Raw genomic sequence first — 13,020 nt, forward strand, 5'->3', positions numbered from 1 at the left:
GTCATTAAGTATAAGGAATTAAATTATGGAGTTAACTTTTCTTGGCACTAGTGCTGGAGTGCCGACAAAAGAGCGTAATGTTACCAGTATGCTATTAAATTTAACGGGCATTCGTAAGACATATTGGCTGTTTGATTGTGGTGAGGGTACCCAACACCGTATTCTTAATAGCGTATTTAAGGCGCCAAGAATTGAGAAAATTTTTATTACTCATCTGCATGGGGATCATATTTTCGGTTTGCCAGGGTTGTTATGCAGCCGTTCAATGGGAGGATCGACAGACTTGTTAACCTTATACGGTCCGAAAGGGTTAAAACAGTATGTTGAAACGGCGCTCACCATAAGTGGCTCGTATTTAACTTATCCGTTAGACATTGTTGAGATAGAGGCTGGACAACTGTTCGATGATGGCGAGTTGATTGTGACTGCATACGCGTTAAATCATCGTGTTGAATGTTATGGCTATCGTATTGAAGAACATGCAAAAAAAGGCGCATTGAATACAGAAAAACTCGCTCAAGATAACATTCCCCGCGGACCATGGATGCAAGCTTTGAAAGCTGGTGAAACGGTCCAATTAGAAGATGGGCGTACAATAAAGGGGGCTGACTATTTGGGGGAACCCAAACCCGGTAAGGTGATAGCGCTTTTTGGTGATACGGTGCCAACAGAGCAGGCGGTATTACTTGCAAAAGATGCCGATGTGATGGTGCATGAAACGACGTTAGAAAATGCGTACCAAGAAAAAGCCAATGAGCGCGGCCATTGTACGACAGGGCAAGCGGCATTGGTTGCGCAAGCGGCCAACGTAAAACGTTTTATTGCAACTCACATTAGTGGACGTTATAGCACTGAAGATGTGCCGATGTTGTTGGCAGAATGTCAGGCTATTTTCCCTAATACAGAGATGGCATCGGATTATTTAACGATTAAAATTTAATGAGTAAGTCATCTACAAAATATCGATGATGTCGACTCGCAAAAATGGCGGGTCGACGACAGTCGCTAAAAGCGACATAAGCAATAGAGAGTCGCAAAGTTAGTAAATAACCTTCACAAATCCATTGCGGCAATAGGTTTCATACTCGTCAGAGAGTGGGCGATTCGTGATAATCACATCAAATTGCGAGAGATCGCCCATATTCGCCGTCGCTACCTCATCAAACAAGTTGTATGTTGCTAGTAAGATTTTACGGATCGATTTTTCCATCGCTTTTTTCTTCATGGGCAAATCATCTAAGTTATAGCACGTGACACCATAGGTACTGTGTATACCCGCCGCTGAGATAAAGGCTTTTTTGGGGTTTATGGAATCAAGGATGGATGGCTGAGTAGGATTATAAAAGGAATCACTTTTTGGACGATATTCTCCGCCACATAGCAGAGCAGTCGCATTTTTTTTCTGACTTAATGCCAGAAAAACGTTATGAGAATAACAAATGCCTGTAAAGCTGATATCTTCAGGAATTAAGGAGATTAGTGTCGCCATTTCGATACCATTATCGAAAAAGATCACATCGTCTTCTGACACCATGCTAGCCGCTAAGTTAGGAATATACAGCTCTTCAGTTTGGTCGGGGGTAAAGATATCGGCTTGTGGATCTTTTGAGGTCAGTGAGGATGGCTGAGTAACAGAAACGATATAGCCGCCAAGTAACGACATCGGGATAGGCCCTTCGGTATCGGCATTAAGGTCACGGCGAATCGTCATTTCAGAGACTTCAAGTATTCTGGCCGCTTCTTTAAGGTGAATTCTACCTGAGCGTTTGATGCATTCACTCAAACGGCGGAGGCGTTCTTTTTGTTTTGTTTCTATCACCGAGCAATCCTTTTTTAATCGGCGCGGGCCTGCCGCGCCCCATCGTTTAGTACCCACTTGAGGTTACATTATCTCCCGAAACAATCGCGACACTGGCACTTGCGCCAACACGACTGGCTCCGGCTTTGATCATTTTTTCTGCGGTTTCTCGATCACGTACACCGCCAGATGCTTTTACACCAATTTCATCACCAACGACTTTACGCATTAATGCGACATGGTGTTCTGTGGCTCCCATTGTACTGAAACCTGTTGAGGTTTTCACAAAACCAACTTTCAATGTGCGGCAAATTTCACAAACTTGGATAATTTCTTCATCGGTTAACAAGCAAGTCTCTAAAATGACTTTCAATGTCGCATCACCACAAGCGGCTAACACAGCAGCAATATCTTGACGAACGAACTCAAGATCACCACTCTTTAGCATACCAACGTTGATCACCATATCAACTTCATTTGCTCCACGACGAACGGCTTCAGCCGCTTCGAAGGCTTTCGCTTCGGTTAAGCATGCACCCAGCGGAAAGCCTACCACACAACAAACCATAACATCGCTATTTTTTAGGCATTCGCTGGCTAAAGGCACATAGCCTGTATTCACACAAACAGAAGCAAAGTGATGTTCAGCAGCTTCAGCACAGAGCTGTTTGATATCACTAACAGTAGCGTTAGCCGCTAACAGTGTATGATCGATATATTGTGCTAAGTTTTTCATTTAAATGTTTCCTATTAAGAATAAATATGGAGTCAATAACAATGAATGAAAAAATGTGGCGGATATAACACTTGGTCATTCGTTATTCGAGATCTTAATCACAAATGATATTTATGCAACATGATAATGTTATTATCATATCATTATGTGATTTATTTAACACGAGGGACATTATGGATATAGCAGTTATAGGTTCAAATATGGTCGATCTGATCACTTACACTGATCAGATGCCAAAAGAGGGCGAAACCTTGGAAGCGCCTGCATTTAAAATTGGCTGTGGTGGTAAAGGTGCCAATCAGGCGGTTGCTGCTGCGAAACTTAATTCAAAAGTCATAATGTTAACAAAAGTAGGCGATGATATTTTTGCAGATAATACCATTCGCAATCTTGAGTCTTATGGCATAAATACACGCTATGTTGAAAAAGTGCCTTGCACTTCGAGTGGTGTGGCACCTATTTTCGTGAATCCAAATTCTGCGAATAGCATTCTTATTGTAAAAGGAGCAAATAAGTTTTTATCTCCAGAGGATATTGAGCGCGCCGCAGAAGATCTGAAAAAATGTAAGTTAATCGTATTGCAGCTTGAAGTGCAATTAGAAACGGTTTATCACGCGATCGCATTCGGTAATAAGCATAATATACCGGTATTGCTAAATCCTGCACCAGCACAACGCACGTTAGATCTTGATTTTGCTTGTCGTTGTGACTTCTTTGTACCTAATGAAACTGAACTGGAAATTTTGACAAATATGCCTGTTGATACGATGGAAAATATTCGTCGTGCAGCGCAGTCTTTATTAGATAAAGGATTAAAAAATCTGATTGTCACATTGGGCGATAAAGGGGCGCTATGGATGACGCGTGACAATGAGTTATTGATCCCCGCGATTAAAGTCAATGCGGTGGATACCAGCGGAGCCGGTGATGCCTTTATTGGTTGTTTCTCTCACTACTATGTGCACACAGGTAATGTCGCCGAAGCATTAAAAAAAGCGGTGATGTTTTCTGCATTTAGTGTAACAGGTAAAGGTACCCAATCTTCTTACCCTAGCATTGAGCAATTTACAGAGTTTGTTCAACTTAATAGTTAATAGAAAACAATATCCCTCGATGTTAAATGCGGCCGTAGAGCCGCAATTCAGCGGATATTAATAATAAAAATAAGGGTTACTATGAACATCAAAAATATCACTCAGTTGCCTGATGGCTACCTGAGTCGGACTCCTATATTCCAATTTATCCTACTGTCCTGCCTTTTCCCGTTATGGGGGTGTGCAGCGGCACTTAATGATATTCTGATTACACAGTTTAAAAGCGTTTTTGAATTAAGTAACTTTGCCTCTGCTTTGGTACAAAGTGCTTTCTATGGCGGTTATTTTTTAATTGCCATTCCTGCTTCATTAGTAATTAAAAAAACCAGTTATAAATATGCCATTATGGTTGGTTTGATCTTATATATTGCTGGTTGCTCGATGTTCTTTCCTGCTTCACATATGGCAACTTATACCATGTTTTTAGCTGCAATCTTTGCAATAGCAATTGGTTTGAGTTTCTTAGAAACCGCAGCGAATACTTATAGTTCAATGATTGGTCCAAAACAGTATGCAACATTACGTTTAAATATCAGCCAAACTTTCTATCCGATTGGGGCTGCTGGCGGTATTTTATTAGGTAAGTATTTGGTGTTCTCTGAAGGGGAAAGCCTACAAAGCCAAATGGCCAATATGAATCCTGAACAAGTACATCAATTCCGTTTGGAAATGCTAGAAAATACACTAGAACCTTATCGTTATATGATTATGGTGCTAGTGATTGTGATGATTTTATTCCTGCTAACGAAATTCCCAAAATGTAAAGTGGCTGAGACTAAAGATCACAAACGACCTTCCGCATTAGAGACGTTGAAATATCTCGCTAAAAATAGCCGTTTCAGAAAAGGGATTATCGCACAGTTTTTATATGTTGGTATGCAAGTCGCTGTCTGGTCATTCACCATTCGTCTTGCGCTGGAAATGGGCGATATTAATGAACGTGATGCGTCTAACTTCATGGTTTACAGTTTTGCCTGCTTCTTTATCGGTAAATTTGTAGCAAATATCTTAATGACTCGGTTTAACGCTGAAAAAGTATTGATTATTTATTCAGTGATTGGGGCTCTATTCCTAGCGTATGTGGCCTTTGTCCCAAGTTTCACCGCAGTGTACGCAGCGGTATTGGTGAGTATTCTCTTTGGACCTTGTTGGGCAACCATTTATGCGGGAACGTTAGATACCGTTGATAACGAGCATACTGAAATGGCGGGTGCTGTCATTGTTATGGCAATAGTCGGTGCTGCATTTGTACCTGCGGTTCAAGGCTATGTGGCGGATGTATTGCACTCATTACAACTCTCTTTCTTAGTTTCTATGTTGTGCTTTATCTATGTCGGTATCTATTTTGTGGGTGAACGCCGCTTTAAAGCAAAACAAGCTGAATAAGTTATTTTGAGGCAGGTTAAGCCTGCCTCATTCCTTTAATTTAACCGTGAGTATGAAAATGAACACAATTATTCCGCTTCACAAAAGCTTATTTACGGATAGAGCAAGCCTTATCATAAAAAATAATCAATTTACGGTCAGTGCATTTCGTTATGCATCGGGTGTTGAAGGGCTTCGAGTTGAGAATTCACAAGGATATCTAACAATTTACCTTTCCTAGGTCAGATGATCTGGGATGCCGAATTTTGTGGACATAATCTGAAAATGGATAATATGTTTTCAGAGCCAAAACCAGTTAAAACCGTAGTAGAAACATATGGTTGCTTTGCTTTTCATTCAGGTTTAATTAGCAATGGCTGCCCATCTCCAGAAGATAATCATCCATTACATGGCGAAATGCCTTGTGCCGCAATGGATCGCGCTTGGTTATCGTTATCGCATGATAGTGTGCGGGTGTGTGGTGACTATGAATATGTTATGGGATTTGGTCACCATTATCTTGCCGAGCCTTCTGTGACTTTAAACGCAAACAGTGCGTTATTTGAGATTAACATGTCGGTGACTAATTTGGCTTCAGTAGCGATGCCTCTACAATATATGTGTCATATGAACTATGCCTATGTGGATAACGCCCAACTGAGTCAAAATATTCCGGAAAGTGCAATGACGTTACGAGAATCAATTCCTGGGCATGTGAATCCAACACCGCAGTGGCTGGAATTTAATCAAGCTTTAAAATCGGGCGCGGTCACACTCAATCAGCTTGATCAACCGAATATGTGTGATCCTGAAATAGTCTTTTTTATGGATAACTTAGCGCAGTACACCTCACAACCGGAGTTCCGTATGACCTCGAAAGAGGGGGTGAGTTTTGTGACCCGCTTTCATTCTTCTGAGCTTAATTTTGCCACTCGCTGGATCCTTTACAATGGCGATCAGAAAGTTGGTGCCTTTGTGTTACCCGCGACTTGCCGGCCTGAAGGCTTTTTAGCGGCAAAGAATAATCACACGTTGATTTGGTTAGGTGCTGGTGAAAAACGACAATTTACGGTAACCACCGGTGTTGAGCAATAATCTTCATTACATGGCAGGCAGCTTAAAAACTGCCTGTTGTTGAAGATTCAAGTGGGGGAGCTTTGATAAGGCCACTGATAATCAATCAATAAAAGTCAGATCGATAGTGGCAATAAAAGTGGCATGATCGTTATCATTCATATTGCTCACACTCTTCGATCAGATCTTGTAGCAGTGTTTTGGGTTCAGCGATGACATATGTTTTACATTGCGGATCCATCATGATCGCGACTGTCATATTCGCGCCATCCATATCCGGTAATATCTCTGTCATAAAATGTTCTAGTGATAGCCGCGTCGGGATGCAATTTGTCTTTTTGCCATCAAGATGACGCTGTGCATAAGCTTTAGCTGGCCAAACAGGGAGTAATAACCGTCCATTGTTATCGTGTATTGTCGTAATCTGATCATGCGCGAAAAGTACCCACACGGCCTTCCAATCGGCAATTTTTCCCACAAAGTAGCGATACTTTTGTTGTAAATTCAATGCAAGGACGTTATCGATCTCTTTTGAGTTTGGGCTAAACATAAGATGTCTCTATATTAGAATTGGAAGCTCTAAAAAAGTAACTTGATAATTAATAGGAAAATAACGTTCAAAATTGTTATCTTAGTGAGGTTTTATTGCTGCGTTTTATCCACTCAGAGTTTATCTAAAATAGCGTAGTAGACAAACAAGGTATCATTAAAAAAGAATATAAAGCGATGCGGAGCGGTGAAATATGATTGATACATTACTCGAAAAGTATGCCATTGGCATTACCATCATTGCGGTATGTTTAGCCGTTGCGGTTGTTTTCGAGATAATAAGCAAAAAACGTAAGCATAAGCATAAAAATAAAAGTATTTTTATTCATGTCATCCAGACAGCAGTGCTATGTAGTATGGTCATTGTCGCTGCCCAATATGTTGATATGGCGGCTACAGATTTTCATTTAAGCTTTATTTCAACCCCTCTGATTAATTTCATTACTATTGCGATTATTGCCATTATTTTAGTGCGCAAGCTGTTTCAATTGGTCAATAGGCTAGAAAAGACGCAAATTAAAAAAGGGAGCGACCCAACCTCAGCACGTATTATTGCCCGAGTATTTAAAACCACCATTTTTGTCGTGATGATTTTGTTATTTGGCGAACATTTTGGGATGAGTTTGTCGGGGTTGATGGCTTTTGGTGGTATTGGTGGCATTGCCATTGGTATGGCGGGTAAGGATATTCTAAGTAACTTTTTCTCTGGGATTATGCTTTACTTTGATCGGCCTTTTAATATTGGTGATTGGGTCAGCTCGCCAGACCGAAATATTGAAGGTACGGTTGTGGAGATTGGTTGGCGTATCACAAAAATTGTTACTTTCGATCATAGACCACTCTATATCCCTAACTCATTATTCTCATCAATCAGTGTTGAGAATCCAGGGCGTATGACTAACCGACGCATCAAAACCTCATTAGGTTTACGTTATGAGGATGCAGATAAAGTGAGCGTTATTGTCAGTGATATTCGTAGTATGTTGCAGCAAGATCCCAATATTGATACGGGGCAAACGTTATTGGTTTATTTTGATGAATTCGCGGATTCATCGCTCAACATTATGGTGTATTGCTTCACGAAAACGACGGTGTGGGCGGAATGGTTAGCTGCTCAGCAAGATGTGTATTTAAAGATCATTGAGATCGTTAAACGTCACGATGCAGACTTTGCTTATCCTACACAGACATTGTATATGGAAAAAAACAACTAACCTCCCAACTTGGATAAATCGGCCGACTAATATGTGGTTAAAATTAAAAATATTAGTCGGTTAGTTGATATTGTGGTTTTTCTATAGCGTTTAATGCCAGTGGCGCAAAAATAACCCTGAATAATTTTATGCTATTAACCAGTAGCTTATCAAAATTTATCTACTCCATAATATTTATGATTCTTCCCGCACGTTCTGACAATTCCAATCTGATTTTCTATCAAGTATATTGTCGGCCTCTTTTCCTCAGCTAACTAAGGGCCAGACTGTTATGAACAAAATCAATGTGGCATGTAGCCAGGGGGTCGCTATCTATTTTACTGGAGAATTCCAATGGGTAGATATTCGCGATGCACAGTTAAACAATATCGCTGCTGTTGTGCTATCTGAACAGGATGCCAATCAAGGGCTATGGAAAAGAGTTATTGATAGTAAGTTAAGTATTCCGCTGTTTATCATTAGTGATAAACAGCTTCCTGATAATATCGAGATGCCGTCATATGTAACGGCAATACTGCCTCCTGCACCTGCTGAGCGTAACGAAAATAGCCGTCAATTACTCGACGCCGCGAATCGCTATCTTGAGCAGTTATTACCGCCATTTTTTGCTCGAATGATGGATTATGCTGCGGGTCATAATGTCACCTTCGCTTGTCCTGGACATCAAGGCGGGCAATTTTTCCGTCGCCATCCGACAGGGGAACAATTTTATCAGTTCTACGGTGAAAATCTTTTTCGTACCGACTTGTGCAATGCTGATGTAGCAATGGGGGATCTGCTGATCCATGAAGGGGCCGCAAAGGAAGCGCAAAAATTTGCGGCCACGGTTTTTAATGCCGATAAAACGTATTTTGTACTCAATGGCACATCATCATCAAATAAAGTGGTATTGAACGCGTTATTAACACCTGGAGACCTCGTGTTATTTGATCGCAATAACCATAAATCTAACCATCATGGTGCGTTAATTCAGGCAGGAGCAACGCCAATTTACCTTGAAACTGCACGTAATCCGTTTGGGTTTATTGGTGGGATTGATGCACATTGCTTTGAAGAAGATTATTTGCGTGAATTGATTACTGAAGTGATGCCCGAGAAACGCACGGCAGAACGACCATTTCGTTTGGCGGTTATTCAGTTAGGCACCTATGACGGCACGGTATATAACGCAAGGCAGGTTGTCGATAAGATTGGCCATTTATGTGAGTATATTCTGTTTGACTCTGCATGGGTGGGTTATGAACAATTCATTCCAATGATGCGTCAATGTTCGCCATTATTACTGGAATTAAATGAAAATGACCCAGGTATTATGGTGACACAATCCGTGCATAAACAATTAGCAGGCTTCTCACAAGCGTCGCAGATTCATAAAAAAGATAATCATATTAAAGGGCAAAACCGTTTTGTTTCTCATAAAAAGCTCAATAATGCTTTTATGATGCATGCATCGACCAGCCCGTTCTACCCGTTATTTGCTTCCTTAGATGTGAATGCGCGTATACATCAAGGCGATGCGGGCGAAATGATGTGGATGGAGTGCGTTAAGCTCGGTATTGAAATTAGAAAATCCATCATCAAACATTGCCAATATTTTAGGCCGTTTGTGCCTGAATGGGTCGATGGTAAACCATGGCAGGATTATCCAACAGAGCAAATAGCTTCCGAGCAGCGTTTCTTTAATTTTATTCCAAATGAACGTTGGCATGCCTTTGAGGGTTATGCAAAAAACCAATATTTTGTTGATCCTTGCAAGTTAATGTTAACGACGCCGGGGATTGATGCTCAAAGTGGCGACTATGAATCCTTTGGGGTTCCAGCGACGATTTTGGCTCATTTTTTGCGCGAACATGGTGTGATCCCTGAAAAATGTGATCTGAATTCGATTCTCTTTTTGCTTACGCCAGCAGAGAGTAAAGAGAAGCTGGATTTGTTAGTCATGCATTTGGTGCGTTTTGAGCAGTTACTGGAAGAAGATGCATTATTAGAAGATGTGCTGCCATCCGTCTATCAGCGTTATCAAGAGCATTACCAAGGCTATACTTTGCGCCGTTTATGCCAAGAGATGCATCAATTAAGTGTGCAGTACAATATTAAGCAGTTACAGAAAGAGATGTTCCGTAGACAACATTTTCCTACGGTCAAAATGAACCCACAACAGGCTCACCTTGAATTTATTCGAGGCAATGTGGAATTACTTCCACTTAGTGAGTTGGAAGGCCGAATTGCCGTTGAAGGCGCATTACCTTACCCACCGGGAGTGCTGTGTGTGGTGCCGGGTGAGGTTTGGGAAGGGCCTGTATTACGTTATTTTCAAGCGCTCGAAGCTGGAATTAACTTACTGCCGGGGTTTGCGCCCGAGCTACAAGGTGTCTATATTCCGAAAACGGAAGATGGACAGAAACGTGTCTATGCGCATGTTTTAAAATAAAATGACCTTTATTTTGTAGCGGCTCATAGATTTTACTTGATGAGCTGGTTAGATTGGGAGCTGTTTAGCAAACAGCTCCTTTTTCATTCAATAAGGTAAGGTGTATGGCAAAGAAAATTATCCTAGATTGCGATCCGGGACATGACGATGCGATTGCGTTGTTATTGGCTTATGGTAATCCTGAAATAGATTTATTGGCTGTCACTACTGTCGCGGGTAATCAAACTCTTGAAAAAGTCACTCATAATGCGCTTGCTGTTGCGGAAATGGCAAAAATTCGGGGAATTCCGTTTGCGGCAGGTTCACCTCGGCCATTAGTACGTGAAGTGGAAATTGCTCCTGATATTCATGGAGATTCAGGGCTTGATGGTCCTCAATTACCAGAACCATCGCTAACATTAGAAAATAGTCATGCAGTAGAATTGATCATAAAATTGATCATGTCGCATCCTCCTAAAACCATCACTTTAGTGCCTACAGGGGCACTGACCAATATTGCATTAGCAGCAAGGCTTGAGCCGCGTATTGTGGAGCGGGTAAAGGAAGTTGTGTTAATGGGCGGCGGTTACCATGTTGGAAACTGGAGCCCTGTGGCTGAATTTAATATTAAGATTGATCCGGAAGCCGCACATATTGTTTTTAATGAAAAATGGCCACTCACCATGGTTGGCTTAGACCTCACTCACCAAGCACTTGCAACGCCGGATGTTATCGAAAACATCGCTAAAGTTGGCACACCTTGTTCGCAATTTGTTGTCGAATTACTCGATTTCTTTGGCAAAATGTATAAACAGGCGCAAGGTTTTGATGCCCCACCAGTGCATGACCCTTGTGCTGTTGCCTATGTTATCGACCCTTCCGTCATGACGACACAACCTGTTCCCGTGGATATTGAGCTAACAGGAACGTTAACTTTAGGGATGACCGTTGCTGATTTCCGCCATCCTGCCCCTGCTGATTGTCATACTCAAGTCGCGGTAAAATTAGATCATGCTAAATTCTGGCAACTGGTGGTGGATGCCTTAAAACATATTGGGTGATAAATAGCTATTAGGTCATGTTGAATCCCCATAGTTTAGCTGGCCTAATCTATCACTATGTAATGATTTTCTTTCTGTTATTAAGTTGTAATTTAGGAATGCTTATATGAATCAAGATGCTGAAAACTTACCTTATGACATATTGCTAGCCCGTAGCATGAACGCCTTGCAACATAAGAGTCAATTTCATTGTGATACTTGGAAACTTGATCAAGCGAGTTGGTCTGTTGATCAAGAAGAAGGCATTATCGTTTTTCAGGCGCCAGACGATATTGTGGCAGTTGCCCCCGTGCAAATTATCGGCACTTATGATCAAAACCAAGGAAATTGGCTGTGGGGATGGGCGAATAGCTCGATCGAAGAACCATTATTACAAGATGCTTTAGCCGTACAAGAATTTGCTGAACGCAAAGGCTATGATCAATTAACCGAAGCCATGTGTCAGATCGATGAAAGCGAAGCTTGGGAATTTGCCGCACTGGCTTGTGAGTTAAATGAACGCCAAGGAGTATACCGCGGTGCCGCAGGGAATACGTTAATTTTTATGTCGTTTGGTGAAGTTAAGCTCCATAAAAATAATGCATAATCATTGAGTAACAAAAAGCATGATTATCTCTCCCTAATTATTCTTGGAAGTTATAATGACGATCTGTCTTATGCTTTGGGAGGATAAACACGATGTTAGCAATAGCACTTGAAGCGGCGAAATCGGTCACAGCGATGACTGTGGAAGCATTTCAAGGCGCTGGACGATTTGATTACAAGCCGGATCGTTCAGTTGTCACCCAAACGGATTTGCGAGTTGAATCTAAATTGCGTGAATTATTCGCTCGACGCACCCCTAATATCCCCATTCTTGGCGAAGAATTTGGCCTTGAAGGCAGTAAATCATTCGATTCGGGCTGGGTTATTGACCCTATCGATGGTACTCGTGCTTTTATTTATGGTGTTCCGTTATTTAGCACCTTGATTGCTTATGTTGAGCATGGTGAGCCTATTGTCGGTGTCATTAGCTTTCCCGCTATTTCTACAATTATGTACGCTGCAAAAGGGGATGGCTGCTATTTAGACACAGGTAACAGCTCTAGACGGCTAGTCTTAGCAAAAGACGCACCAAAAGAGCTGGCGAATGCGGTGGTTTCAGCATCAGGTATTCATAGTAGCACTTACGATCCACGAGATGGAACAACGCTTTATCATCTCGATCGTGTTGTCGGAGCGGCGCGTGATTTTATTTTTGCTAATGATGCTTATCAACATGCAATGGTTGCATCAGGCCGTATACATGCCGCTATTGATTCGATCATGAAGCCTTGGGATAGTGCGGCGCTGATCCCCTGTATTCGCGAAGCTGGTGGAGAAGTCTGTACCTTAAGTGGTGAACGTGAAAAAGTGTTGTTTGGCGGCAGCTTACTCAGTGCTTCAACGCCGGAGCTTGCGGAGCACATTGTGAATTTGATGAATACACCGGTTTCTTAAGTGAATGCAGATGGTGATAAATGTTTATCGCCTATATTGCGGAATATCATATTGAACAATTCCCTCGTATTCGCGTATTTGGCAATTAATAAGAGAGATAAAAATTTATTTATATGAGTTTACAACATGTCACTAATAAAGTGACATGTTGTAATATGAACGTCTACTCTATTCTCTTCTACACTAAATAATCGAAAATTCATTATAATGAGTTTAATCTAAATGTAATCTTCAGTTTTA

The 13,020-nt window shown here is 41.4% G+C and carries 11 protein-coding genes and 1 pseudogene; 9 read left to right on the forward strand and 3 right to left on the reverse strand.

The annotated features are described in order from the left end of the window. Nucleotides 1–25: 25 nt before the first annotated feature. A complete protein-coding gene (gene rnz / locus ACWPW6_RS02435; protein WP_249999773.1) occupies nt 26–940 on the forward strand; it encodes a ribonuclease Z in 915 nt (304 codons plus the stop codon). A 99-nt stretch (nt 941–1,039) separates the two neighbouring features. Here the strand turns inward: rnz and deoR are convergent, their stop codons facing one another. Together deoR and deoC are read right to left on the reverse strand one after the other, a co-directional pair. Further along, nucleotides 1,040–1,819 carry a DNA-binding transcriptional repressor DeoR gene (gene deoR / locus ACWPW6_RS02440; protein ID WP_163860620.1) on the reverse strand — a complete coding sequence of 260 codons (780 nt, stop codon included), beginning with the start codon at nt 1,817–1,819 and terminating at the stop codon, nt 1,040–1,042. Nucleotides 1,820–1,865: 46 nt separating this feature from the next. Then, a complete protein-coding gene (gene deoC, locus ACWPW6_RS02445) occupies nt 1,866–2,534 on the reverse strand; it encodes a deoxyribose-phosphate aldolase (RefSeq protein ID WP_249999775.1) in 669 nt (222 codons plus the stop codon). A gap of 173 nt (nt 2,535–2,707) precedes the next feature. Between deoC and rbsK the strand changes: the two genes are divergently transcribed. The 3 genes and pseudogenes from rbsK to ACWPW6_RS02460 all read left to right on the forward strand — a co-directional run bounded on the left by rbsK (nt 2,708) and on the right by ACWPW6_RS02460 (nt 6,088). After that, the gene (gene rbsK / locus ACWPW6_RS02450; RefSeq protein WP_154623537.1) at nt 2,708–3,628 is read left to right on the forward strand and encodes a ribokinase; all 921 of its coding nucleotides are present in this window, start codon (nt 2,708–2,710) and stop codon (nt 3,626–3,628) included. A gap of 81 nt (nt 3,629–3,709) precedes the next feature. Then, on the forward strand, nt 3,710–5,014 hold the full coding sequence (gene fucP / locus ACWPW6_RS02455) for an L-fucose:H+ symporter permease (protein ID WP_154623538.1): 1,305 nt from the start codon (nt 3,710–3,712) through the stop codon (nt 5,012–5,014). Between the two features lie 58 nt (nt 5,015–5,072). Next, nucleotides 5,073–6,088: pseudogene (locus tag ACWPW6_RS02460) on the forward strand (aldose 1-epimerase family protein). A 133-nt stretch (nt 6,089–6,221) separates the two neighbouring features. On the opposite strand, the gene ACWPW6_RS02465 reads toward ACWPW6_RS02460, so the two are convergent. Continuing rightward, on the reverse strand, nt 6,222–6,617 hold the full coding sequence (locus tag ACWPW6_RS02465; protein ID WP_249999777.1) for a DUF2750 domain-containing protein: 396 nt from the start codon (nt 6,615–6,617) through the stop codon (nt 6,222–6,224). A gap of 193 nt (nt 6,618–6,810) precedes the next feature. Here ACWPW6_RS02465 and ACWPW6_RS02470 point away from each other — a divergent pair, with 193 nt between their 5' ends. The 5 genes from ACWPW6_RS02470 to ACWPW6_RS02490 all read left to right on the forward strand — a co-directional run bounded on the left by ACWPW6_RS02470 (nt 6,811) and on the right by ACWPW6_RS02490 (nt 12,780). Continuing rightward, nucleotides 6,811–7,830 carry a mechanosensitive ion channel family protein gene (locus tag ACWPW6_RS02470; RefSeq protein WP_154623541.1) on the forward strand — a complete coding sequence of 340 codons (1,020 nt, stop codon included), beginning with the start codon at nt 6,811–6,813 and terminating at the stop codon, nt 7,828–7,830. A gap of 271 nt (nt 7,831–8,101) precedes the next feature. Then, nucleotides 8,102–10,261 carry an ornithine decarboxylase gene (locus ACWPW6_RS02475; protein ID WP_249999780.1) on the forward strand — a complete coding sequence of 720 codons (2,160 nt, stop codon included), beginning with the start codon at nt 8,102–8,104 and terminating at the stop codon, nt 10,259–10,261. 104 nt (nt 10,262–10,365) lie between these two features. Continuing rightward, complete coding sequence (gene uriH / locus ACWPW6_RS02480) at nt 10,366–11,301, forward strand: uridine-preferring nucleoside hydrolase UriH (RefSeq protein ID WP_249999781.1); 936 nt, start codon at nt 10,366–10,368, stop codon at nt 11,299–11,301. Nucleotides 11,302–11,407: 106 nt separating this feature from the next. Beyond that, nucleotides 11,408–11,887 (forward strand): DUF6882 domain-containing protein, encoded by a 480-nt coding sequence (locus ACWPW6_RS02485; protein ID WP_163860625.1) that lies wholly within the window; start codon nt 11,408–11,410, stop codon nt 11,885–11,887. 92 nt (nt 11,888–11,979) lie between these two features. After that, on the forward strand, nt 11,980–12,780 hold the full coding sequence (locus ACWPW6_RS02490; protein ID WP_247047271.1) for an inositol monophosphatase family protein: 801 nt from the start codon (nt 11,980–11,982) through the stop codon (nt 12,778–12,780). The last annotated feature ends 240 nt before the right edge of the window (nt 12,781–13,020 follow it).

It is taken from the genome of Providencia sp. Marseille-Q8014 (assembly GCF_965112055.1).